The organism is Halolamina sediminis, assembly GCF_001282785.1.
In the GTDB taxonomy this organism is placed as follows: Archaea; Halobacteriota; Halobacteria; order Halobacteriales; family Haloferacaceae; genus Halolamina; species Halolamina sediminis.
Window position 1 is genome coordinate 294,646 of sequence record NZ_CVUA01000001.1, and the last position, 22,153, is coordinate 316,798.

General features: G+C 68.7%; 29 protein-coding genes, 2 tRNA genes and 2 pseudogenes. 11 read left to right on the forward strand and 22 right to left on the reverse strand.

Annotated elements, in window-relative coordinates:
• The first annotated feature begins 37 nt into the window (after window positions 1-37).
• The 4 genes and pseudogenes from BN1959_RS01495 to BN1959_RS01510 all read left to right on the forward strand — a co-directional run bounded on the left by BN1959_RS01495 (window position 38) and on the right by BN1959_RS01510 (window position 2,643).
• Window positions 38-433 carry a 30S ribosomal protein S6e gene (locus tag BN1959_RS01495; RefSeq protein ID WP_053946964.1) on the forward strand — a complete coding sequence of 132 codons (396 nt, stop codon included), beginning with the start codon at window positions 38-40 and terminating at the stop codon, window positions 431-433.
• Between the two features lie 18 nt (window positions 434-451).
• Window positions 452-865 (forward strand): annotated as a pseudogene (locus tag BN1959_RS01500) (DUF7112 family protein); the annotation flags it as partial.
• A gap of 178 nt (window positions 866-1,043) precedes the next feature.
• Window positions 1,044-1,478 (forward strand): DUF5807 family protein, encoded by a 435-nt coding sequence (locus BN1959_RS01505; protein WP_053946965.1) that lies wholly within the window; start codon window positions 1,044-1,046, stop codon window positions 1,476-1,478.
• A gap of 259 nt (window positions 1,479-1,737) precedes the next feature.
• Window positions 1,738-2,643, forward strand: coding sequence for an acyltransferase (locus BN1959_RS01510; protein ID WP_053946966.1), 906 nt, complete (start codon window positions 1,738-1,740; stop codon window positions 2,641-2,643).
• Here BN1959_RS01510 and BN1959_RS01515 read toward each other — a convergent pair.
• The 3 genes and pseudogenes from BN1959_RS01515 to BN1959_RS01525 all read right to left on the reverse strand — a co-directional run bounded on the left by BN1959_RS01515 (window position 2,640) and on the right by BN1959_RS01525 (window position 4,445).
• Window positions 2,640-2,969 (reverse strand): DsrE family protein, encoded by a 330-nt coding sequence (locus BN1959_RS01515; protein ID WP_053946967.1) that lies wholly within the window; start codon window positions 2,967-2,969, stop codon window positions 2,640-2,642. The genes BN1959_RS01510 and BN1959_RS01515 overlap by 4 nt on opposite strands.
• A 69-nt stretch (window positions 2,970-3,038) precedes the next feature.
• A pseudogene (locus tag BN1959_RS01520) lies at window positions 3,039-4,294 on the reverse strand (RNA-guided endonuclease InsQ/TnpB family protein).
• Window positions 4,295-4,374: 80 nt separating this feature from the next.
• Window positions 4,375-4,445 (reverse strand) — tRNA-Gly (locus BN1959_RS01525).
• Between the two features lie 165 nt (window positions 4,446-4,610).
• On the opposite strand from BN1959_RS01525, the gene BN1959_RS01530 reads away from it, so the two are divergent.
• Window positions 4,611-5,444, forward strand: coding sequence for an NAD+ synthase (locus BN1959_RS01530; RefSeq protein WP_053946968.1), 834 nt, complete (start codon window positions 4,611-4,613; stop codon window positions 5,442-5,444).
• A 22-nt stretch (window positions 5,445-5,466) separates the two neighbouring features.
• Here BN1959_RS01530 and BN1959_RS01535 read toward each other — a convergent pair whose 3' ends face one another.
• Window positions 5,467-6,189 (reverse strand): DUF3105 domain-containing protein, encoded by a 723-nt coding sequence (locus BN1959_RS01535; protein ID WP_053946969.1) that lies wholly within the window; start codon window positions 6,187-6,189, stop codon window positions 5,467-5,469.
• Window positions 6,190-6,335: 146 nt separating this feature from the next.
• On the opposite strand from BN1959_RS01535, the gene BN1959_RS01540 reads away from it, so the two are divergent.
• The 3 genes from BN1959_RS01540 to BN1959_RS01550 all read left to right on the forward strand — a co-directional run bounded on the left by BN1959_RS01540 (window position 6,336) and on the right by BN1959_RS01550 (window position 7,841).
• Window positions 6,336-7,001, forward strand: coding sequence for a DUF7114 family protein (locus BN1959_RS01540; protein WP_053946970.1), 666 nt, complete (start codon window positions 6,336-6,338; stop codon window positions 6,999-7,001).
• 53 nt (window positions 7,002-7,054) lie between these two features.
• Window positions 7,055-7,126: transfer RNA gene (locus BN1959_RS01545), tRNA-Thr, on the forward strand.
• Window positions 7,127-7,205: 79 nt separating this feature from the next.
• Window positions 7,206-7,841 carry a hypothetical protein gene (locus tag BN1959_RS01550; protein ID WP_053946971.1) on the forward strand — a complete coding sequence of 212 codons (636 nt, stop codon included), beginning with the start codon at window positions 7,206-7,208 and terminating at the stop codon, window positions 7,839-7,841.
• Here BN1959_RS01550 and BN1959_RS01555 read toward each other — a convergent pair.
• Window positions 7,838-8,209: a cupin domain-containing protein gene (locus tag BN1959_RS01555; protein WP_053946972.1), complete on the reverse strand. Its 372-nt coding sequence runs from the start codon at window positions 8,207-8,209 to the stop codon at window positions 7,838-7,840. The genes BN1959_RS01550 and BN1959_RS01555 overlap by 4 nt on opposite strands.
• A 42-nt stretch (window positions 8,210-8,251) precedes the next feature.
• A complete protein-coding gene (locus tag BN1959_RS01560) occupies window positions 8,252-8,863 on the reverse strand; it encodes a hypothetical protein (protein ID WP_053946973.1) in 612 nt (203 codons plus the stop codon).
• Window positions 8,864-9,253: 390 nt separating this feature from the next.
• Between BN1959_RS01560 and BN1959_RS01565 the strand changes: the two genes are divergently transcribed.
• A complete protein-coding gene (locus tag BN1959_RS01565; RefSeq protein WP_053946974.1) occupies window positions 9,254-9,724 on the forward strand; it encodes a DUF7384 family protein in 471 nt (156 codons plus the stop codon).
• Between the two features lie 13 nt (window positions 9,725-9,737).
• Here BN1959_RS01565 and BN1959_RS01570 read toward each other — a convergent pair whose 3' ends face one another.
• The 10 genes from BN1959_RS01570 to BN1959_RS01615 form a co-directional block, all read right to left on the reverse strand.
• A complete protein-coding gene (locus tag BN1959_RS01570) occupies window positions 9,738-10,208 on the reverse strand; it encodes a GNAT family N-acetyltransferase (RefSeq protein ID WP_053946975.1) in 471 nt (156 codons plus the stop codon).
• Window positions 10,209-10,310: 102 nt separating this feature from the next.
• Window positions 10,311-10,937 carry a non-canonical purine NTP pyrophosphatase gene (locus BN1959_RS01575; RefSeq protein ID WP_053946976.1) on the reverse strand — a complete coding sequence of 209 codons (627 nt, stop codon included), beginning with the start codon at window positions 10,935-10,937 and terminating at the stop codon, window positions 10,311-10,313.
• Between the two features lie 312 nt (window positions 10,938-11,249).
• Window positions 11,250-11,537 (reverse strand): DUF5808 domain-containing protein, encoded by a 288-nt coding sequence (locus BN1959_RS01580; RefSeq protein ID WP_053946977.1) that lies wholly within the window; start codon window positions 11,535-11,537, stop codon window positions 11,250-11,252.
• Between the two features lie 52 nt (window positions 11,538-11,589).
• Window positions 11,590-13,182, reverse strand: a complete 1,593-nt coding sequence (locus BN1959_RS01585) for a bifunctional N(6)-L-threonylcarbamoyladenine synthase/serine/threonine protein kinase (protein ID WP_053946978.1) — start codon at window positions 13,180-13,182, stop codon at window positions 11,590-11,592.
• Between the two features lie 6 nt (window positions 13,183-13,188).
• A complete protein-coding gene (locus tag BN1959_RS01590; RefSeq protein ID WP_053946979.1) occupies window positions 13,189-13,506 on the reverse strand; it encodes a 30S ribosomal protein S24e in 318 nt (105 codons plus the stop codon).
• A 567-nt stretch (window positions 13,507-14,073) separates the two neighbouring features.
• Window positions 14,074-14,604 carry a GTP-dependent dephospho-CoA kinase family protein gene (locus BN1959_RS01595; RefSeq protein WP_053946980.1) on the reverse strand — a complete coding sequence of 177 codons (531 nt, stop codon included), beginning with the start codon at window positions 14,602-14,604 and terminating at the stop codon, window positions 14,074-14,076.
• 1 nt (window position 14,605) lies between these two features.
• A complete protein-coding gene (gene spt4 / locus BN1959_RS01600) occupies window positions 14,606-14,803 on the reverse strand; it encodes a transcription elongation factor subunit Spt4 (protein WP_049979771.1) in 198 nt (65 codons plus the stop codon).
• Window positions 14,804-15,370, reverse strand: coding sequence for a DNA-directed RNA polymerase (locus tag BN1959_RS01605; protein ID WP_053946981.1), 567 nt, complete (start codon window positions 15,368-15,370; stop codon window positions 14,804-14,806). It lies immediately after the preceding gene.
• A gap of 1 nt (window position 15,371) precedes the next feature.
• Window positions 15,372-15,758, reverse strand: a complete 387-nt coding sequence (locus BN1959_RS01610) for a twitching motility protein PilT (RefSeq protein ID WP_053946982.1) — start codon at window positions 15,756-15,758, stop codon at window positions 15,372-15,374.
• On the reverse strand, window positions 15,755-16,993 hold the full coding sequence (locus tag BN1959_RS01615) for a translation initiation factor IF-2 subunit gamma (RefSeq protein ID WP_053946983.1): 1,239 nt from the start codon (window positions 16,991-16,993) through the stop codon (window positions 15,755-15,757). The genes BN1959_RS01610 and BN1959_RS01615 overlap by 4 nt, the downstream gene beginning before the upstream one ends.
• 131 nt (window positions 16,994-17,124) lie before the next feature.
• Here BN1959_RS01615 and BN1959_RS01620 point away from each other — a divergent pair, with 131 nt between their 5' ends.
• On the forward strand, window positions 17,125-18,078 hold the full coding sequence (locus tag BN1959_RS01620) for a DUF5787 family protein (protein WP_053946984.1): 954 nt from the start codon (window positions 17,125-17,127) through the stop codon (window positions 18,076-18,078).
• Here BN1959_RS01620 and BN1959_RS01625 read toward each other — a convergent pair.
• Entirely contained in the window at window positions 18,075-18,896 is an 822-nt protein-coding gene (locus tag BN1959_RS01625) for an MBL fold metallo-hydrolase (RefSeq protein ID WP_053946985.1), read from the reverse strand. The genes BN1959_RS01620 and BN1959_RS01625 overlap by 4 nt on opposite strands.
• A gap of 255 nt (window positions 18,897-19,151) precedes the next feature.
• Here BN1959_RS01625 and BN1959_RS15185 point away from each other — a divergent pair, with 255 nt between their 5' ends.
• A complete protein-coding gene (locus BN1959_RS15185) occupies window positions 19,152-19,562 on the forward strand; it encodes a hypothetical protein (RefSeq protein ID WP_237560294.1) in 411 nt (136 codons plus the stop codon).
• 1 nt (window position 19,563) lies between these two features.
• Here BN1959_RS15185 and BN1959_RS01635 read toward each other — a convergent pair whose 3' ends face one another.
• The 5 genes from BN1959_RS01635 to BN1959_RS01655 all read right to left on the reverse strand — a co-directional run bounded on the left by BN1959_RS01635 (window position 19,564) and on the right by BN1959_RS01655 (window position 22,065).
• The gene (locus tag BN1959_RS01635; protein WP_053946986.1) at window positions 19,564-20,406 is read right to left on the reverse strand and encodes an arginase family protein; all 843 of its coding nucleotides are present in this window, start codon (window positions 20,404-20,406) and stop codon (window positions 19,564-19,566) included.
• The gene (locus BN1959_RS01640; RefSeq protein WP_053946987.1) at window positions 20,406-20,780 is read right to left on the reverse strand and encodes a translation initiation factor IF-5A; all 375 of its coding nucleotides are present in this window, start codon (window positions 20,778-20,780) and stop codon (window positions 20,406-20,408) included. The genes BN1959_RS01635 and BN1959_RS01640 overlap by 1 nt, the downstream gene beginning before the upstream one ends.
• A 76-nt stretch (window positions 20,781-20,856) precedes the next feature.
• Window positions 20,857-21,399, reverse strand: coding sequence for a DUF7504 family protein (locus tag BN1959_RS01645; protein WP_053946988.1), 543 nt, complete (start codon window positions 21,397-21,399; stop codon window positions 20,857-20,859).
• Window positions 21,389-21,781, reverse strand: a complete 393-nt coding sequence (locus BN1959_RS01650; protein WP_053946989.1) for a hypothetical protein — start codon at window positions 21,779-21,781, stop codon at window positions 21,389-21,391. The genes BN1959_RS01645 and BN1959_RS01650 overlap by 11 nt, the downstream gene beginning before the upstream one ends.
• Window positions 21,778-22,065: a hypothetical protein gene (locus BN1959_RS01655; RefSeq protein ID WP_053946990.1), complete on the reverse strand. Its 288-nt coding sequence runs from the start codon at window positions 22,063-22,065 to the stop codon at window positions 21,778-21,780. The genes BN1959_RS01650 and BN1959_RS01655 overlap by 4 nt, the downstream gene beginning before the upstream one ends.
• Window positions 22,066-22,153 lie beyond the last annotated feature (88 nt).

The window sequence follows — 22,153 nt, forward strand, 5'->3', positions numbered from 1 at the left end:
TCGACGTGTTTTTCAGCCGCGGCCGAGATTTTCGGGTATGGCCGAACTCAAGCTCGTCGTGTCGGACCCCGACACGGGCAACACGTACCAGACGGAGGTCGACGGACAGGACGCCAACCGCTTCATCGGGCGCTCGCTGGGCGAGGAGGTCGACGCCGACGTCGTCGGGCTCTCGGAGTCCACGCTGCAGCTCACCGGCGGCTCGGACGCCGCCGGCCGACCGATGCGCGAGGACGTCGCCGGCTCGAACCTCAAACAGCTCCTGCTCGAAGGCGGTGTCGGCTACCACCCCGAGAAGGACGGCGAGCGACGCCGCGTCACGGTCCGTGGCGCCGAGTTCAGCGAGGAGAGCGCACAGGTCAACGCCAAGGTGATCGGCGACGAGGACGTCGCGGCCGCCTTCGGCGAGGGCGACGACGAGTCCGAGGAGTAAGCTTTCTCTCACCTCTCGATGCCCGATCGTATCCCCAGCGACCACGCCAGCGTCCGCACGGAGCGGGCGGAGGTGGCCCGCAACGGCGGCACCCGCCGGCCCTGCCTGCGCCTGCCGGGGGAGCTCGACCTCGAGCCGGGCTCGTTCGTCCGCGTCGTGATCGACGGGGAGGAGCGCCACGCCGAGGTGCGTGAGGGCCGCCCGGGGTTCCTGCTCCGTGGCGCCTACGACCTCAAGAGCGAGGCTCGTGACCCGGGCCGCGCGGAGAACCGACTGGTCGAGTGGCTGCGCGAACGGGAGCGCGAGCCCGGCGACCCCGTGGAGATCGACGAGATCCAGCCCGGCGAGCGCTACGGGCTCCGGCTGCCGGGCGAGCGGACGTTCTACCGCGACACCAGCGGGCCGGGCGGGTCGCTGCAGGGGATCGCGGAGGACCTCGCCGGCACGCAGTCAGGCGGCGAGGGTGAGGACCTCGCCGGCACGCAGTCAGGCAGCGAGGGTGAGGATCTCGCCGGCACCAGCAGTGACGCGGGGAGCGACGACCCGTTCGACTTCGACTGAGCCGACCGGAACGCGGTCGCTTTTTCCCGTTCAGGCGCCTCGTCGGGGTATGAGCAAGCTCTCGGAGTTCCTCGCGGGCGAGCGGCTGGAGGACGTGGCGCTGTTCCTCGCCGAGGACCAGTTGGACGAGGCGGGCAAGCTGGCCGACGCCGGCGAGGAAGTCGACGGCGGGGTCGTGCTCGTGCGCCCGGGCGAGCAGGGGCGGAAGCTGTTCGACGCCGGCACCGGGCAGGACGCGATGCAGTTCGCGAAGGAGGCGATGGGCGAAGGCGGCAGCGTCGACGCCGATTTAGCCGGCGGAGAGTGTCCCGCCGGCGACGGCGACGAGCACGAAGTTCAGTACGTGTTCGCGTTCGCCGAGGCCGAGAATCCCGGGGTCGGCGGGCTGTACGCCGACGGCGACGTGATCCACGCCTACGCGAAGTGTGCCTGCGGGGAGTCGTACTCCGAGAAGTGGGTTGCCGGGTCGCGCTCCGGGGCGTAAGCCGAGGCGTTTTCGCGGGTCGGCGCTGGGCCGGTGCCGGGAACTTCGATTTCTGCTGCCGGGTCTCACATCCGATCAACAGCGGCCCACGCCGTCGACGACCGTGGCGCTAGCGCTGCTCGCGGTAACCTCTCAGGGTGTCTCCGTGATCGGCGTCCGTGGCCGTCATACTCCGTGTCCGAAACAGCCCTGATCTACCGGACGTGCACACTGTGTGGACACCCGAACCCATTTGGCCGGCCCACCCCACCCTCCGGGCATGACCAAACGGCACGCCTCGCTCCCGCCGGATGCCGAGGCCGGGGTCGACGCCTTCGTCGAGGAGGTCGACGAGCGGCTCGCGGCCGACGAGGACACCTGCGACGTGGTACAGGACACGCTGGTCGACCTGTTCGGCGACCGCGACGCCTACGAGCGCTGGCAGGACGGCGGCGACGTGACGCCCGCAGAGCGCGTCCGCCTGCAGGGGTACGACCCCTGCAACGCGACGCTGGAGTCGGAGTACTACGCCGAGAAGGACGAGGACCGGTTCCAGCGCTCGAAACACCTCCAGTGGCTCTGGCGGCAGTTCGACGCGACGCCGATGGCCGACAACATCGAGTTCGCGCTGCGGTTCCGGCAGATGCTCGCCGAACACCTGTTCGACGAGGTCGGCGAGAACTGCCGCTTCTTCAAGGGGATCACGTTCACCTACGGCCACAACATCACCGTCGGCGACAACGTGGTCGTCCACGACGACGTCCACCTCGACGACCGCGGCGCGCTGGAGATCGGCGACCGCGTCTCGATCTCGGACTCCGCGCAGGTGCTCTCCCACGACCACGACATTGTCGACCAGACGGAGGTCGTGAACTACCGGACGATCATCGAGGACGATGCCCGACTGACCTACGACACGCTCGTGCGGGCGGGCTCGAAGCTCGGCGAGAACTCCGTCGTCGGCGCGAAAGCCGTCGTCGACGGCGACGTGCCGGCCCACCACGTCGCGGTCGGCCAGCCCGCGAAATCCGTCCGCGTGAAACCCGGCTGGGAGTCCGAAGCCGCGCCGATCGAGGACGGGCTGGAGCGCAACAAGGAGCAGCGCCGGATCGAGTACGACCTGCCCGACAATCTCGAAGTGTTCGACGAGTTCGAGCGGGACCTCAATCCGCCGGGCAGCCGTTAGAGCCGGATGTAGTTCCAGCCCGAATCCTGTAGTCGTGCCAGTTCTCCGATCCCCGAAGAGACGAGTTCGACGCCCGGCGGGAACGCCGACTCGGACGTGTCAGCAAGCCCGAGGGAGTTCGTACAGAGCTTTACCTTCGCGCCGTCGCTGAGCAGTGATTCGGTGGTTCCACGAAGCCGCCCCGCGGCGGCGTCGATGCTGTTGGGGTGATCGATCACGATCGCGACAGCGTCGACATCGATCGTTTCGTCCTCCAGGAGGCTCCTGACTTTCGACTTGGCGGTTCGATAGGCGTCGGCGTCGGAGACGTGGAACACGGTGCGCATACGGACGGGTTGGGGAGAGACAGGCAAGAAAGCGCCGTCCGGGAAATCAGCTACCCCACCCTACTTCGCTCACCCTGACGGGTTCGCTCGTGGAGGGAGGGGCTTGTCCGTGAACTCGGCCTCGAACCCCTCCGGGTGGGCGGTGAATCCGCCGCTCGGCGTCACGGTTCCGGACTTCAGGGCAAGCTGACTGTTGCCCGTCCGCCGAGACGACTGTTGGCCTCGACGGACGTACCGCATCCCGATGTTCTTCGCCGCGTTGTAGTCCGCATTGGCTTCCGAGTCGCACTTTTGACACTGGAAACCGTTACGACTCTGGCGGTTCTCGTCTGCCGTGAACCCACATTCGGCGCACCGCGTGGACGTGTACGCCGAACCGACTTGTTCCACCGAGATCCCAACCACTTCGACTTTGTACTCCACTTGCTCGTAGAGCGTTCGGAACGCCCACTTGTGCCCCCACGACGCGCCCGTTTGGTCGCGGATGTGCGTCAAGTCCTCGAACGCGATCACGTCGCACTCGTACCGAAGTGCTTCATCCACGATAGCGTTCGACGCCCGATGAAGTACGTCCCGGATGTACCGAAGTTCGCGCCCACTCGACCGTTCGAGCGTTCGATGGGCGCTTCGAGTATCGGTCCGTTGGAGTCCCTCCCGTACCTTCTCGAACTCGCGGAGGTTGTGAGTTAGCTCCCGCCCACTGAAGAAGTAGGCCGTACTGGTGACAGCGAGATTTTCGATACCGAGGTCGACCCCGAGAACCGTTCCGTCCTCGGCAGTGTTCCGTTCGGTGTCGTTCTTGTGTCGGCGGAAGCCGATATGCAGGAAGTAGTCGCCGTTGCGGGCAGTGAGAGTGCTTTCCGTGACGTTCCACTCCTCAGAATCGAGGTACTGCCGTTGGTATCCGTCGGCGGCCTCGGGCAAAGCAAGTTCACACCGGATACGACTCTCCGTTGTGGACAGTGACACCGTACCGTCGTCGAACACCGTCATGGTCCGGGTGTCGTACTTCACCGTGGGTGCGGTGAAGATCGGCTTGCTTACCGTCTTGCCTTTGATCGGCGTTCGATACAGCCGGTGATGGCTTGGGCGGCTTGGTGGGTGGCGAGGACCGCGTGCTGACTACCGAGGTCGGTTTGTTCACGCACAGTATCGTAAGCGAGGGGCTGTACGTCGCTTTTCGCGTTGCACTTCCCCCACGCCATGTCCGTGGCGATTTGACAACCGCGCTTCCACGCAGTAATCGTCTCTTCGAGAAGCTCGCGTTGCTCGTCAGTTACTTCGAGACGAGTGATTGCCGTCCGACGCACGTAGTCGTCCGCCACGGTTTCAATGTGAACGTGTGACTACTTATAAGCGATTCTCAGGTGGATTCCTCCGAGTATAGACACACGAAGACACAAAATGCGGATGCCGGGAATTGAACCCGGGCCGGTAGCTTGGGAAGCTACTGTCCTACCACTGGACCACATCCGCGTTAGTGGTCTCTCGTTCACGAGGCCTACTGCGCTCGTGCATGAGCGAACGCCAGCCTCCGGTAAGTCGGTTTCGGATTCCGCCACCCCGTACCGGAACCGGACGCGCGTCCACCTCCCGCGGTCGGGGAGTGCCTATTTGTCACCCGAGACAGAACGACGACCCATGCCCGAAGACGTCCTGACGGAGAACGCGCCGCTGGACATCCGTTTCTCGGAGGCAGAGCTCGAAGCCGCCCGCGAGGAGATCGTCTCGTTCATCCGGGACACCGTCGACGCCGCCGGCGCCGAGGGCGCCGTGCTCGGCCTCTCGGGCGGGATCGACTCGACACTGACGGCCTACCTCGCCGTCGAAGCGCTGGGCGAGGACGGGCTCCACGGGCTGACCATGCCCGCCCGCGTCAGCGACGAGGAACTGATGAGCGACGCCGAGGCGGTCGCCGAGTCGCTCGGCATCCCCTACGACGTGATCGAGATCGAGCCGATCGCCGAGACGTTCGACGAGGCGTACCCCGAGGGCATCGAGGACAAAACCGCCGCGGGGAACGTCCGCGTCCGGACGCGGGCGGTGCTGAACTACTACGTCGCGAACACCGAGAACCGCGTCGTCCTCGGGACGGGCAACCGCAGCGAGGCGATGACCGGCTACTTCACGAAGTACGGCGATCAGGCCGTCGACTGCAACCCCATCGGCGACCTGTACAAACAACAAGTCCGCCAGCTCGCCGCCCACGTCGGCGTCCCCCACGAGCTGGTGATGCAGACCCCCACCGCCGAGATGTGGGAGGGGCAGACCGACGAGGAAGAGATGGGGCTGAACTACGACCACCTAGACGCCGTGCTCGCGCTGCACGTCGATGGCCCGCTGTCGACGGCCGCGACGGTGCGCTACGTCGACGGTGTCACCGAGGAGCACGTCCAGCGCGTCGAGGAACTGGTCGAGGGGAGCGCACACAAGCGCTCGATGCCGCCGGTGCCGGGGCTCTCAGTGCGGGAGTAGAACGGGAACCGCGAAGGCCGACCTACCGCACCGGGTTCTCCGGCCCGCGACCGAGGTACTCCGCGGCGAACGCCTGTACTGACTCGGCGTCGTAGTCGTCGATCACGAGCCGGTGGGTCCACGCCGTCAGCACGTAGTCGCCGCGTGGGTTCTCGTTGGGGTTCGGCGCGACGATGACGCTCTGCCACTGGCCGTCCTTGTTCGCGGTCCACGCTCGGAGGCTGGCCTCCGCCTCGTCGGAGAGGTTCCCCTCGTCGTAGTAGATCACGACCGCACCGTGTTCGAGCGAGTGGACCAGCTCCTCCAGCCGTGGCGTCTCGGTGTAGTAGCCTGCAGACGCCCAGTCGCCGGAGTGGGGGCCCGAAAGCGGCGGGACGGTGTCGTAGTCGACGTCGCCCGAGCGGTGCTCACGCCCCTGGCTCTCGAACGTCTCGACCTGCGAGATCCACTCGTCGGCGCCGCGGTTCGGCAGCGGTTCGTCCTCCATGCCCGCCGGCTCGGCGTCGAGATCCGTGCCGCCACCCGCGCCACTCAGGAAGAAAAACCAGATCGCGACGACCAACACCACGAGCACCGCGGCGCCCGAGAGGAGGCCGACGATCGGGAGCCCTCCCTCGTCGTCGCTCGCGGCGTCGACCCGGCGTTGGTCTATCGGTCCGAGCTCCTCGGCGTGCTCGTCGCCGAGATGTTCGAGGAGGGCCTCCTCGTCGTCGAAGGCCGCCCCGCAGTACTCACACTCGACCATACCACCACCACCGCCCCCGGCGCCCATAACCCTTCGCTATCGGGTGGTCGCAAACGGATCGACGAACCGCCGCTGCTGGCCGGTGCTCGTGGCGCTTTCGGGGGCTTTCCAAAGGCATTTGCGTCCGCCGCGACTTACCCTAGACGATGGACGACGCCGCCGTGGCCCGCCGTTCGGCCCGGGATGCGCTGGGGGAGATCGAGCCCGAGCCTCTCCGCGAGACGCTCGACCAGCGACTGGCAGCGGCGTCGATGGTCCCGGGGGCGCTGACGCTGTCGACCGCCCGGGCGTTCGACGACAGCGTCGACGTGACCGCGCTGGGCGAACTCGCCGCCGGCGTGCAGTTGATCTACGAGGGACTCTCGCTCACCCGACAGTTGGCCCACGAGGAGCCGTGGGCGATCGATCCGGAGAACGACATCGAGGCAGATCTCTCGGTTGTCGCCGCCGACGTGCTCGTCTCCCGGGGGTTCTCGCTGCTCGCCCGGACGCCCGCGGCCGACCGCGCGGTCGAGACCGTCCGGGCGTTCGGCCGTGACCAGACCGACCGCGAGCGGACCGACAACCCCGCAGCGATCGACCGGAACCTCGAAGCCGACGTGTTCGAACTCGCGGTCGTCGCCGGCGTCGCAGCCGTCGACGGCACCCCCTCCGAGGAGCTGCTGGGGTTCGCGGCGGAGTTGGCTCACTCCTACGAGGGGGCGCTCCCGGCGGCGCCGGAGCTGCTCGCCGAGCCGACGCGGGATCGGCTCGCGGGCTTCTCCGACGGCTACGTCGGCTCGGCGACGCGGAGTGCGGGAACGGATCCCTGATTCGGGTCGAATCGAAATCCCTATACCCGGAACCGCAGTACGAGGAGGTGCGCGCCTGGGTAGCTTAGCGGTAAAGCGCGTCCTTGGTAAGGACGAGAGCCCGGGTTCAAATCCCGGCCTAGGCTTTCTCCGAACCCCGAACCGACCAGCGACAGCCACGCCGTGACGAAACGCCTTTTTTTCGACCGACTCACCCCCACGCGTATGGCCGTCGCCGACACCGTCTCCACCGTCTTCGCTCCGGAACTGTTCGTCCTCCTCGCGACCCTGCTGCTCGTCGGCTACGAGAGACGCGACAACCTTGCCCCGAAGTCGCTCGCCCCCCGGCTCGGCGCCGTCGTCGGCGCGTGGGCGCTCGCGTTCGCCGTCTATCAGGGCGGCCCAACGATCGTCGGTACCGGTGTTCCGGGCGGCGATGCGCGGTTGACCGTCACCGCGGTCCCCGGCGGCGACGACTTCTTCGCCGCACTCGGCCTGATCGTCGCCTTCGCGGGAATTGCCTTCGCGTGGCGGCAGTTCGACTGGGGCGGGCTCGTCCCGCCGTACGCGGTGCTCCTGATCGTCACCTCGCTGCTCCACCTCGTCGTCGTCCCGCTGTGGGACGCGTCGAGCCACGTCATCTACGCCGCCGTGCCCGCGGGCGCGCTGGTCGCCGCCGACCGGCGGTTCACGCCGCTGCTGCTCGTGGCACCGCTGCTCGTCTGGAGTCGGATCGCGACCGGCGCCCACACCGTCGGCGAGGCAGTCGGCGGGCTCGTCGTCGCCGTGGTCGTGCTCGCCGGCGCGCTCGCGCTGGACCGACTACCCGGCGAGGACGGTTCCGAGATCGACCCGCTCTAGTCCTCTTCCAGCGTCTGTACCTCCCGCTTCCGGTCTTCGGCGTCGGCGTTGCCCGTGTTCTCGGTGCCGGCGGGCTCGAAGAGGACGACCTTCGCCAGCCCGTCGGCGACCGGGCGGTGTTCGACGCCCGCCGGGACGACCCCGAGCTCGCCGTCCGTGAGGCGCTGGTCGGACTCGCCTTCGAGTTCGAGCGTCAGCTCCCCTTCGATCACCCAGAACAGCTCGTCGGCGTCGGGGTGGGTATGCCAGACGAACGCCCCCTCCAGCTTGGCGGCTTTCAGCTCCTGTCCGTTGAGCGATGCGAGCAGTCGCGGCGCCCACCGCTCCTCGAACGCGTCGAACGCGTCGTCGATGTCGACGGTCTCCATGGCGGAGGACAGTCTGCCGGGGCGAAAAGCGCGTCGCCGGCGTCAGCGCAGGTCCTCGATCAGCGAGTCCGGCATCCGGTCGACCGCCTCGTCGGGGAGCGCGTCGACCGCGTGCTCCCCCCAGTCGACGATGCGGCGCCGGAGTACGGCGTAGACCAACCCGACGGCGACCGTCCCGGCGACGATCGCGTCGAACACGCCATCGTAGGCCAGCAGTACGAGGAGGCCGAGCCCGACCGTCGCGATGGCGTCCTCGGGCGCGCCGTCGTACCGGACCCAACGACGCGGCCGCCACCACTGGCGGTGGTAGTGGCTGTACACCGCCCGATCGCCGCGCTGCTCCCACGGCCGGAGTTCGAGATCGCCGCCGAGGGCGTCGGTGAGGGAGTGAGCCGCCGCGGCGGCGAGAAACAGCGCGGCGCCGACGGTCCACACCGACGGGAGGAGGAGGGCAGCGACGCCGACTGCCGCGGCGGCCAGCGTGTAGTACACCGGGAAGTGGAGCGTCCGGCGGTGTTCGCCGGGCATGTCGAGATCCGGGAACACCCCGCCAGCGAACCCCGCCACGGCGGCGACGACGGCGAACTCCGGCGCGACCAGCGCCACCGGCACCGAGAGGAGCAGCCCTGCCAGCGCGTGGGTCGTGGCCATCATCTCTTGGAGATAGGCGCCAGTGGCGGATAACGCTCACGCCTAGGGGGAAAGACGACGACGTCCGAACCCGTCACCGGGGGCGGGGGGAAAATCGACGGGCGGGCGTCGTCGGTGGAGTCGTGTCGGGCACACTGCGAGGATGGGAACTGTAGGTGTGCGCCCGTCGGGATACAGCGATCGGGAGAACTTAAACCCGCGTCAGACGCGCGAACGTTCGACCGGCGCGATCGCCGAGCAGGCCGGAACCACAGCGCCCCGCGAGCCGCAACACCGATACGCACGTCGGCCGATCACGGCGTATGCCCGAACGCTGGGAGTCGCTGTTCGCCCGCGCCGCCGAGTACGAGGCGGACGAGACCGCCGTCAGGAACGCACTCGCGGAGGTCAGGAATGAGTGATCCCTCGCCGGAACGCATCGTCGCCGACAGCGACGTGCTCGCGGCGGATCTGCTGGTCGGCGGCGACGCGCGGACGTGTCTGGATCACGTCCGGAGCCACTCGTGGCTCACGCTGGTCGCCAGCGACCCGCTGCTCGACGACGCCGAAGCGGTGATCGAACGCCTCGCCGACCCCGAGCTCGCGGCGGACTGGCGCGACCGCATCGACGACCGCCGGGAGCCGGTCGACCAGCCGGAGGGCGACCACCCCGCGCTGGCCTCTGCGTACCACGGCGGTGCGATGCACGTCCTCTCTTTCGACGAGCGGCTCACCGGGCCGAAGGGGAACACGATGGTCCGCGACCGCGTCGAGACGGCAGTCCGGACACCGGACGCGTTCGCGACGCTGTTCGACCCAGAGACGCTCTACCCCGAAGTGGTCGGCGGCGAGTATCCGGGGCCGGACCGGGAGCCGCGGGCCTGATCGCCGCGCGCGATCAGTCCAGCGGCTTACGCATGGTGTACCGCTTCACGTCGTACGCTCGGTCCTCGTAGAGCGCCTGTGCGGACTCGTTCCACGCGTCGACGGTGAGCGTCACGTGGGCACAGCCCCGCTTTTCCCCCCACGACTCGGCGGCCGCCATCAGTTCGTCGGCGATCCCCTCCCGGCGGAACGCCGGCCGGACGTAGATCTCGTTGACGTGGGCGGTGTCGTCGTGGGCGAACACGGGCGGCGCTTCCTGCACCTCGGCGGAGACGTAGCCGGCGAACTCGTCGTCGACGACTGCCACGCGGTCGATTCGATCCTCGTCGCTCAGACGCTCACAGCGGAACTCGATCACGCCCTCGCGGTACTCGTCGGCGAGGGCGTGGTAGGGGTCGTGTTCGGCCATCTCCCGACAGAACGGCACCCAGAGCCCGTCGACGAACGCGGGGACTTCCGACTCGTGGAGCGGACGGATCTCCATGCGGGCACGGCGGCGGCGCGGGGCAAAAATCGGTCGACACGGCGTGCCACAGCCTCGCGCTCCTCGATTACCGCTCGGCGTGCCACAGCCTCGCGCTGGACGCTACCGCTCGGCGTGCCACTCCGCGAACTTCGCGAGCGCCCGCCCGCGGTGGGAGATCGCGTTTTTCTCGGCTTCGTCCATCTCCGCGAACGTGGTCCCCTCGTGCTCGAAGATCGGGTCGAAGCCGAACCCGCCCTCCCCGCGGGGTTCGACCAGCGTCCCCCGAACCCGGCCCTCGAACAGTTTCACGGGCAGCGTCTCGGCGTCGTCGTCGGCGTCCGGCCCCGCCGCGGCGGCGGCGACGCGGTCGTCCTTGTCCACGGGGTCGGGCGAGGCGTCGAACCCCTCCCCGTCGCAGTACGCGAGCACGCAGCGGAACGACGCCGCGCGGTCCGCCTCCTCGCGGGCGAGCTCCCACGTTCGCTCGACGCCGATCGTCTCCTCGGCGTAGGAGGAGTAGGGGCCGGGGAATCCATCGAGCGCGCGGACGAACAGCCCGGCGTCGTCGACGAGCGTCGGCTCGCCGGCGTGGCGGTACGCCTCACGCGCGCCGCGGGCGGCGATCGTGCCGAGGTCGTCGCTCTGGATCTCGGTGTAGTCGTAGTCGAGCTGGGCGACCGAGCCGTCGTCGAGGTACGCCTCGGCCTCGCGGACCTTCCCGGGGTTGGTGGTGACGTAGCGCAGCATCTACCGGACCGTCGTCGCGGCTCCGAAAAGGGTTCGCGGTTCCGGATCGCCGGGATCAGTCGCCCGCCACGGTTGACCGTTACCGTGGCGATCAGTCGTCCACGCCGGCTGACCGCGTGCCGGCGAGATCAGTCGTCCACGCCGGCTGACCGCGTGCCGGCGAGATCAGTCGTCCACGCCGGCTGACCGCGTGCCGGCGAGATCAGTCGTCCACGCCGGCTGACCGCGTGCCGGCGAGATCAGTCGTCCACGCCGGCTGACCGCGTGCCGGCGAGATCAGCCGCCCTGCCCGGCCGACCGTCGCCGGGCAGATCAGTCGTCGTCGACGATGACTTCGACCGGCTCCTCCTCGTCGGCCGCCTCGTCGCGGTGCTTCTGGCTCTCCTGCCACCACAGCCCGACCGCGACGGCGGCCACGACCCACGAGCGCCAGTTGGCGAGGTTGAGCGTGTAGCCGACGCCGAACGGCTGCTCGACGAACATCCCCTCGTCGGGCTGCCAGTGGCTCGACAGCAGCCGACCGATACTCGGCTCCTCGAAGTTGTACGGAATACCGAACAGCTCGCCGGACTCGGGCTTGCCGCTCTCGTTGTCTCCCATGGGCGAACCGTGGACCGGCGGCGATAAATCGTTTTGGACCGCGCGCCGGCAGCTACTGGTAGCGGCCGCGTCCGCGGATCTCCGCGAGGCGCTCCAGCACCGCGTCGTCGCCGACGCCGGCGTAACCGTCCTCGAACGCCCGACAGACCGGCGCCGGCTCGGCGGCCGTCCCCTCGACGGAGCCCTCGAACACGTGGAGGTCCATCGCGTGATCCTCCGGGTGGCCGGAGTGGTACCCCAGCCCGAAGTCGATCAGGAACAGTCGGTCGCCGACGCGGACGTTCTTCGTCGTCGGGTCGCCGTGGACCAGCTCCCGCCTGTGCAGCCGGGCGAGGTGTTCCCCGAGCACTCGCGCCCGCTCGGTCGTGAGCGCGTCTGCGAGGTCCGTGTCGCCGACGTGCTGGAGTCGAAGGGTCGCTTCGGGCACGTCCACGTCGTGGACCAGCGGCGTCGGCACGCCCGCCTTACGCGCCTCGCTGAGCAGTCGCGCTTCGAGGACGGTCCGATCCCGGCGGAGTTTCGCGTCGAGGTCGGGATGGCGGTACGCCTTGGGTATCCGGCGTTTCACCACCACGCCGTCCTGCACGTCGACGACGGCCTCCGCGCCGCGGCGAGGATCGGTGAGCCCCGAGGGCCCCCCCGCGGTCGCGCCGTGGCCCACCGCCACGGACTCGTTCTCCCGCCAGGTCACGGGCACCTCGTCCGGGCGGAAGTTCGGGTCGATCGCGCTGTCCGCGATCTCGATCGTGTCGCCGGCGGCGGCCATCTCCGCACCGAGGACGGCGATCATCCCCGCGTTGTCCCGGAGGAAGCGCGGCTCAGGCGCGTAGAACTCGGCGCCGCGCTGCTCGCACATCGCCGCGAGCATCTCCCGCAGGCGGTCGTTCTGCCCGACGCCGCCGCCGAGCACGAGCTCGTCGCTGCCCGTCAGCGAGAGCGCGCGCTCGCTCACCTCCGTCAGCATCGCGAAGACGTGCTCCTGCAGCGAGAAACAGACGTTTTCGACGGCTGCCCCCCCGTCGACGGTGTCCTTCGCGGCGCTCATCAGCCCCGAGAACGAGAAGTCCATCCCCTTGACGACGTAGGGCAGGTCGACGTACTCGCCGTCTTTGGCGGCTGCCTCGACCTTAGGGCCGCCGGGGTGGCTCCAGCCGAGGTGGCGCGTGAACTTGTCGATCGCGTTGCCGACGCCCGTGTCCATCGTCTCGCCCAGCACGCGGTAGCGGCCGTCGTGGAAGCCGAGTAGGTGGGCGTTCGCGCCCGAGGCGTTGAGACAGACCGGCGAGTCGAAGTTCGCTTCGTGGCGCCCGATCTCGAGGTGGGCGACCATGTGGTTCACGCCGACGAGGGGCACGTCGAGCGTACCGGCGAGCGCCCGCGCGGCGGTGCCGGCGACGCGCAGACACGGGCCCAGTCCGGGGCCCTGCGAGAACGCGACCGCGTCGATGTCGCCGTCGGCGTGGGCGAGCGCGGTCTCGATCACCCGCGGGATCGCGTCGCCCATGTGCTCGGCGGCCTCGCGCGGGTGAATGCCGCCGCTCTCCGGTTCGTAGGCGTCGGACTCGATAAACGTCTGGTCGGTCGCGGTGTCGTGGACGGCGGCGCTCGCACACCACGCCGTGCCCTCGACACCCAGAACGCGCATCCGGCGTTACTCGGCGTCCGCGGCGGCTTCCTCGGCCTCGGTGTCGGCTTCGATCTTGTTCCGCTGGAGCATGTGGTCCTGCTCGACGTCGCGGGCGTCGTCGGCCGACTCGTACACTTTCGCGTCGCCGATCGTCTTGCGCATGCCGAACTTCGTGTCCAGCTTGCGGATCACGACCTCGTCCGAGCCCTTGTCAAGCGTCGCCGCGAGGCTGTCGCGGACCTGCAGGCGCGAGGGCGTGGCGTCCTCGTGGGTGAGCTCGAAGCGGACGTCGGTGCGGTGCAACATCGGGTTCTCGGTCTCGTCGACGATTTCGATCTCCATGGTCAGTTGCCCGAAGATGCGCCGGAAAACGGCAAAAGGATTTCGAAGGGCTACTGTCAGGCTGTGTCGTGTCGGATGGGTGTCGGTGTGGAACATTCGGTGGTCGTGGCGGAGGGGCTGTCGACGGGGGAAACAGCAACAGCGACGGCAGTTCGATCGTTGGCAACTGGGACAGCACCCGCGACAGCAGTTCGATCGTTGGTGACTGAGACAGCAACCGCGACAGCATCTCGACGCTGGACCACTTGCGACCGCAGTGTGCCGGGCACGAGGCCCGCCATCAGAAATCGAAGATTTCTGATTGGCAGACGAGAATCTTCGATTCTCGCCGACGGCAGCGAGGCGTCCACCGCCACCGCACCGCGGTCGCTGTCGGCGCGAAGCGCTCGCGCCTCCGTGCGCGAGCCGAGCGCGAGGGACGAGTGACTGAGCGGTAGCGAAGGAACGAGTCGGCTGGGGAGGTCTGTGGGCGGTGCGGTCACAAGTAGTCTCGCGTCGAGATGCTGGTGCCGTCGCTGTTCCATCGTCGACTGCCACCCCACGACTCTGTAGTAGAAAACTCCGAACCTACACACTTAACGCCGCAAGCGCCGCGTCCGCATCACCGTCGAACCGCACTAACAGATCGCGCATCTCCGCCCGGGCTGCCTCCGTCACGCGAATCAACACCATCCCCTCGCCGGGCTGGCCATAAACAACGCTCCCGCCCAGCGGCGCCGCCAGCACCGCGGGCAGCGTCGCGAGGTCCTCCTCGCCCTCGACGACTAGCAGCGTGTCGGCCTCGGCGTCGACGGCCTCCCGAAGCGCGAGCAGTAGCTCTCGGGAGAGCTCTGCGGGCTCGTTCACGACTTCGGTCCGGTGCTCGCCGGCGTCCTCGAGCGCCTCCCGGACGTCGTCGGGGATCGCGGCGCGTTCGGTCAGCCCGTCGACGACCGAGACGTGTGGCTCGTGGCCCGCCTGCCGGAGGTGGTAGGTGACCATGTCGCCGACGGCGATGATCGGCGGCTCGGCCTCGGCGAGCAGCGACTCGACGTCGGTAAAGAGCGGGCCGAACGGCTCCTTGAACGCCTCGCGAAGCTCGGGCGGCAGCGTGAGCACGTTAGCGAACCTTCAGCGCGTAGCTCCCCGGCTCGGTGACCTCCATCTCGTCGGCCACGTCGCTCTCCTCGGGGTGGTTGATGATCACGTAGCCCGCCCAGTCCTCGGTCAGGCTGGAGGAGCCACAGTAGTCACAGCTCTGGCTGTCCGGGTCGTTGACGTAGTGACACTCCCGGCACGCCAGTCGCGGGTCGGCCATCTACGCTTCCTCCTCCTGTCGCTGCTCGAACTCCTCGGCCAGCCACTCGTGCTTGCCGAGCCCGGGCTGTTTGGCCGTCAGGCCGATCTTGGAGTCCCGGGGGTTGCGCTCGTCGATGCTCTTGGTGACGATCCGGACGCGCACGGCGTCGTCGACGCCGAGGGTCTTGTTCGTATCCGAGGAGGCGAGCTGCTGGTTCTCGCCGTCGTACGCCAGATACTCGTTGGAGATCTGGGAGACGTGGAGCAGGCCGTCGATCGGGCCGATCCCGACGAACGCGCCGAACTCCACGACCTCGACGACCGTGCCGTCGACGACCTCCTGCATGTCCGGGTCGTAGGTGATGGCGTCGAACTCCGCCTCGTAGTAGACGCCCGGCCGGTTGGGCAACACGGCACCGTCGCCGATGTCGTGCACCTCGACGACGCTGACGACGCTACCCACGTCCTCGTCCATCCGTCCCTCGAGCTTGTCCTGGAGCAGGGCTTTCACCCGCTCCTCCGTCACGTCGGCGAGGTTCCGCGGCGGCACCTCGACCGTGTCCTTGAGTCGTACCCGTTTGTACATGCTAGGTTTCAGTTATCTCCAGTGTGTTCCGCCCCCTTAAACCGATTACGTCAACGCCCGCATCGAGCAGGCGGTCGCGAAGCGGGCGGTCGTTGGTCACCGCGTACACGTCGCCGTCGGCCGCTTTCGCGGCCGCGATGACGGCGTCGTCGGCGTACGGTTCCTCCGTCTCCACGATCCGACAGCGGTCGGCCAGATCGCGGCCGACCGCGGCGGCGGTGCCCGCCTCCCCGTTGCCGTCGCGGAGTTTCTCCAGCTCCGCGACGACCGCTCGGGGGGTGACAGCGTCGTACGCCCCGAGCAGCCGGTCGAGCTCGTCGAACACGCGCACGTCGAGTTCGACCGGCATCATCAGGGCGTTGGTGTCGAGCACCGCCGTCGTCCTCATTCCTTCAGGGTGCCGATGCCGATGAGCCGCCAGCGCGCGCCCACGCGGCGGTTGATCGCGATCTTCGCCCCGGCCTCCGCACAGACGGGGCGCTTGAGCGACACTTCACACTCGCCGCCGCGGGCGCTGGTGACGGCGCCGACGGTGGTGGCGGTGCCGACGGTGAGCATCAGCGGCTCGCCCGTCGAGATCTCCTCGACCTCCTCCTCGTCCTCGCCGACGACGCGCTCGAGCAGCTCCACGTCCATCTCGAACCCCTCGACGGTTGGGGGGAGCGTGCCGGGTTCGCCGGCGACCTGCCCCGCGAGCGCGTCGCCCTTCGTGTAGGAGGGGTCCAGTCCGGTGCCGACGCCGAGCAGCCCGCCCGGCGTCGCCTCCTCGACGGGGTTGCCACCGGCCTGAATCGAGCGCACGGTGGTGGTCATGGGCCGCCACTCGCTCTCGCCGCCCTCCTCGACCTCCCGGCCGGGGCGGAGTTCGATCTCGTCGTCCTCGCTCAGGGTCCCCTGGGCGAGCGAGCCGCCGACGACGCCGCCGAGCAGCGAGTCGGCGGTCGTCCCCGGCTTGTTGATGTCGAAGCTCCGTGCCACGAACATCCGGGAGTCCGCGGTGGGGTCGCGCTCGGGCGTGGGGATCTCCCGCTCGATCGCGTCGATCAGCAGGTCGATGTTGACCTCCTGCTGGGCGCTGATCGGGACGACCGGCGCGTCTTCGGCGACGGTCCCCTCGACGAACTCCTGGATCTGCCGGTAGTTCTCTCGCGCCCGTTCGCCGTCGACCAGGTCGACCTTGTTCTGGGCGATGACGACGTTCTCGATGCCGATGATGTCCAGCGCCATGAGGTGCTCCTCGGTCTGGGCCTGGGGCACGTCCTCGGTGGCGCTCACGACGAGCACCGCGCCGTCCATGATCGCCGCGCCGGCGAGCATCGTCGCCATCAGGGTCTCGTGACCCGGGGCGTCGACGAACGACACGTCGCGGACGACCTCGGTGTCGACGTCGTGCTCGTCGCAGTGCTCCTCGACCGTGTAGCACTCGGGCTCCTCCTCCTCGGGGCACCGACGCAGCGTCGCGTCGGCGTACCCCAGTCGGATGGAGATCCCGCGTTTCATCTCCTCGCTGTGCTTGTCGGTCCACGAACCACTCAGCGCCTGCACGAGCGTGGTCTTCCCGTGGTCGACGTGACCGACCAGTCCGATGTTCACCTCCGGTTGTGTTGAGTTCTCCGTCACCATGTGACCTCCTGAGAGGAATTCTACTCTAAATTCGCCCCGAGCGACTGATAAAGGTGCTGTTCTCCGGGCCTCGCGGCGGCCGCGTCGGCGGGAGAGACGCGCTTTTGTCCGCCGGCCACCCACGGCCGCCCGTGGAGGTCGCGTTCGAACTCGCGCTGTCGGCCCGCCTCGAAGCCGCGACCGACTGGATCGTCGCCCGCCAACTGGGCGCCGCCGTCGAGGAACCCGGCGCCCGCGTGATGGACGTGGTCGGCGTCGTCCCCACCGAGGCGGTGACGGACCGCGCGGCCGTCACCAGCGAGACAATCCCCCCGCTCGCCATCGAGGGCGCCGTCGGCGCCGGCGAGGCGGTGCCCGTCACCGACGCGCTCGACTGTGGCCCCGAACGCGCGGCGGCCGTCGCCGAGCGCGCCGCCGAACTGGGCTTCTTCGAGCGCGATCGCCGGGGCGGCCGCACGTACGTCCGGCAGACTGCCCGCTACCCCGACTGGGTCGACCGACTCGTCGGGATCGAGAACAAGCCCGACCTCGGCCGCCCGGGCGATCTCGAGTTCCAACTGCGGTTCGACACCGCACTGGCGCTGTTCGACGAGGTGTGGCTCGCGACCGAGAGCTACGTCACCGGCGCCCACCTGAACCGTATCCCCGACCCGGTCGGCGTCTGGCGGTTCGACCCCGAGACCGGGGAGCGTGAAGCCGTCCGCGAGGCGTCGTCGCTCCCCGTCGAGGAGCTGGGGGTCGAACTTCGCGCCGAGGAGCCGCTGCGGACCGACGTGGCGATCGTCGATGCCGACGCGAAAGCCCGCCAGCGTCGCCGGATCGCCGAGCGCGCGTGGGGGAAGGGGTGGCGCCCCGAGTCGTTCCCGGGCTGTACGCGCTGCTCGGCGACAGATGCGAGCGTTCCCCACTGTTCGTTCCACGACCGCCCGGTCGCACCGTCGATGGACTGCGGGAGCGACTGCCCGGGGTACGAGCCCGGGGAGGTGTCGAACGGAGATCCAGAAGGACGCCGGGAAGAACGGAGCGCGTGGGTCCAGAACCCGGAAGGCGTCGGACGCGAGCAGGCCGGGCTCGATCGGTTCTAGAGCTCGTACACCTCGCCGTCGACGGCCAGCGGCTCCTCGAACGCCTCCTCGGGCGGGTAGTAGTGTGCGAGGTGGACCAGCCGCGTTTCGCTCGCGTTCAGGTCCTCGCCCAGCCGGATCGCCCCCTCGCGGGTCATGTGTTTCGTGCCGAACGTCATCGGCACGTCGTCCACGATGTCCGAGCCACCCATGGGGTGTTTCGGCGCCAGCGACGCCGGGACGATCGCGTCGGCCAGCAGGAGGTCCGGGTCCCGGAGCGCGTCGCGGCTCGCCTCGGAGATATCGTAGCTCGTGTCGCCCGACAGCGAGAGCTTCGCGCCGGTTTCGGGGTCCTCGACGGCCAGCCCGTAGCACGCCATCGGCGGGTGTTCGACGGGGACGAGCGTGAGTTCGAAGCCGCAGACCGAGAAGGTCGTCAGAGGTTCCTGCCCGAAGACCTCCACGACGTCGAGGTAGTCGTAGCGCTCCCGGACCGAGTCGGCGACGCTCTCGCCGGTGAACGGGTCGACCTCACTCGCGGCGTGGACGGGCAGGTCGTCGAGCAGGCGGTAGAAGTTGCCCAATCCGTCGAGGTGGTCGAAGTGGATGTGGGTGACGACGGCCGCGTCAGGGAGGTCGGCGCCGGTTTCGGCGAACTGATGGCGGAAGTCGGGCGAGGCGTCGATCAGCAGACAGTCGCCAGTGCGCTCGTTCTCGACGTGGACCGAGAACCGCGAGCGCTCGACGCCGCGTTCCCGGGCGCGCTCGCAGGTGGCACAGTCACAGCCGACCGTCGGGGTGCCGGTGGTGTCGCCGGTGCCGAGGAGGGTGACGCGCATTCAGTTCGGGAGGGGGCGGCCGAGGACTTAGTGGTCGGGGTCGTGTTAATTCGACGTGACCTCCACTCTACGCCCGTTCGGTCACGAGCAACGGAGAGGCACAAGGCGTCACGTTCGCTTCGTTGGTCCGTCTTTCGGGGTCGGTTGAAACGGGGGTTCAGTTCGGTTGCGGTGAGCCGGCTACCGCACCGAGCGGTCCAGTCCGCTGCTGATCTCCCCAGAAAGGATTTATTTCCCACACGGTACGTGGCACGCGTGTCCCCGAATACCCTCCGTGAGTACGTCGACGAACGACCGCTCTCGTCGAGCCTCGCAGTGGGAGGCGGCCACGCCCTGCTGTCGTTCCTGCTGTGGTCGCTCTTCGATTTCGAGGATCTGCTGGCCTCCGTCGGTACCGAGCCGCTGTACGTGTTCTACCTCGTCGGCGGGATGTTCGCACTCGGGTTCGTGCCGGCAGTGCTCTACGCGCGGTACGGCCTGCGTGCACCGGGAGCCATCTCAGTGTTCCTGCTCGTCGGTTCCGCCTTCGGGACGTACCGAGTCGTCGCCTCCGGAGCGACACCTGTTGATCCGACCGCGTTCGGCTTCTACCTCCTCCTCTGGCCCGGCTGTGTGGTGCTCTACGCAGTGATCGGCGCAGTCGAGAAGGTAGCGTTGGGTAGCTAGCTCAGTCGTCGGCGTGGGCGAACACGAACTCCTTGAGCAGCTTCCCCGCCAGCGCGGCGGCCTGCCCGTCGTCCCGGTCGTTCACCTCGACGGCGTCGAAGCCGATCGCGTACGGCGCGACCTCTCGAACCACGTCGCGCATCTCCCGCGCGGCGAGGCCGAACGGCTCCATCGTCCCCGTTCCGGGCGCGACGGAAGGATCCGCGCCGTCGATATCGACCGAGAGGTACACCGACTCGTCGTCGAAGTCGGGGGTCCAGTCGCTCACGTCTTCGGGGGGGACGACCGTCACGTCGTCGCGCTCGGCGCGTTCCCACTCGGCTTCCGAACCGGTGCGAGCGCCGAGGATCACCGCACGGTCGGCGGTCCCCGAGACGGTCGAGAGCGGTTCGCCCTCGGGGTCGCCGTCGAGTGCGCGTCGCGTGACGGCGGCGTGGCTCCACGGGTTGCCGTCGTACGCCTCCCGGAGGTCGAGGTGGGCGTCGAGGACGACCAGGGTATCGGGGTCCGTCGCGCGGACGCCCGCGGCGGTGACGGTGTGCTCGCCGCCAAGCAGCAGCGGCGTCACGTCGTCGCGAACGAGATCGGCGAGGCTGCCGCCGAGGAAGTCGAGGTACTCGGGGGCGTCGTCCCACGCCCGCACGTCGCCGGCGTCGTGGACGCCCACCTCGGAGAACTGCTGGTCGGTGCGGCGGTCGTAGTCGTCGTAGGACGCGGCGAACCGCCGGATCTGTTCCGGGCCGAACCGGGCTCCCGGCTGGAACGTCGTCGAGACGTCGAGCGGCGCGCCGACGATCGCGTAGTCGGCGTGCTCGCGCTCGGCGACGGCGCCGGGAAACCCCATCACACGATCTTCCGCTGGCCCTCGTACTCGAGGTACTCGATCTCGTCGTCCGGGCTGAGCTCCTCGTCCTCGGGGACGCGCATCGTGAACGTCTCGTAGGTGTCGAGGTCCATGATCTGGGCGTCGTCCCCGTCGACGGAGACGACCTGGCCGCCCTTGCGCTCGACGATCGGGACCCAGATCTTCGCGTCGACGGGCTGGGAGAGGCTCCGCTTCTTCCCGTCGAACACGCCCTCGCCCTCGACGCGGGCTTTCGCGCTGCCGTGTTTCCCCGGCTTGGCAGTGCTGTAGTGGTTGATCTCGCAGGGGGCCTCGTCCATCATCACGTAGCTCCCCTCCTGCAGTTCACGCACCTGCTTCTGCTCTTTCGCCATACCTGCGGATTCCCGGGTGAACGGTATAAACCTCTTGGAACGGGCCGAGAGCCCGCCGTCGGCGCGGTTCCGCCGATCACTCGATCTCGATCGATCGGTCGTGGAGCCCCTGGAAGCGCGCGAGCGTCTCCGAGGTGAGTACGTCGGGGTCGACGCCGGTGACGTGCCGGAGCTGTCGCTCCCGAGCACGGCTGATCAGGTGGGAGAACAAGCGGTAGAGCTTCCCTTCCTCGTTGTACATCAGCAGCGTCCCCAGCCCGTCGACGACGACCCAGCCCGACCCCTCGCGGAGGTAGCGCTCGCCGCGGGAAAACTGGATGCTGATCCCCGTCAGATCCGACGGTGACACTCGATCGGCGATCCAGCAGGTGCCGTCGTAACGCACCGGCGACGCGGACACCGGGACGATCCCCACGTTCGCGGGGTCGCCGCCGCCGTTTCTGACCGCCTTTTCGATCCGTTCCGGCGCGTCGACGGTGACGACGAGGAGGTTCTCGTAGACGTCCTGTGGGAGGCGCTCGACCGCCGACGTCCGGCCCGAGAGCCGGGCTAACGCCGCCTCGCCGGGGGCGATATCGAGCCTCGGGCCGGCGGGGCTGTCGTACTCGCTACTCGCCATCGTCCTCCTCCGTGGCACCCGCGAACCCGCCCTCGGCCGCGTCTGATCGAACGTCGGTGAACTCTGACGGAGGCCCCTGCGCCGGGTCGTCGTCCGCCCCGAACGCGGTCTCTCCGGGGCGGACGAACTCCCGTGCGAACAGCCAGACGGCCAGCCCGAGCACGATCCCCGAGAGGAGGTAGATCCCCTCGGCGACGACCGGGCGTCCGAGCGCCTGTTCGACTAGCGAGCCGACGGTGAACACAAGCGTCGATGCCGCCAGCGCCACGATCGCCTCGGTGTGCAGCACCGAGCGGGAGTAGGCGACGACCGGGTAGAGGATCGCCAGCGAGATCGTGACTAGGACGGCGGTCTGGACCGTCAGCAGGAGGTGGCTGCTCATAATGCCCTCCGTCCGCTCAGGAGCAGGATCGCTTGCGCGGCGGTCCACGCCATCAGGACGACGGCGAGCGTGCCGAAGGCGCGGCTGGCGGTGGTCGCCGCGGCGGGGGCCACCAGCTTCGTCGTCGCGATCGCGAGGTACGCGACGGTGATCGGGACGAGTGGGCGGACGACCCGCCCGAACGGCGTCCCGCGGAAGCCGCGCGCGGCGACGATCGCGAACGGCAGCGTCGCCGACAGCACGATGATCTGCCCGACCCGGAACAGTTCGACCAGCGCTGGCACACGGGATTGCTGAACCGTATCGTAGTTAGCCTTTGTGACCGCAGGGGGCGGATGGCAAGACATTACTTCCCGCCACCGGCACTGCCTC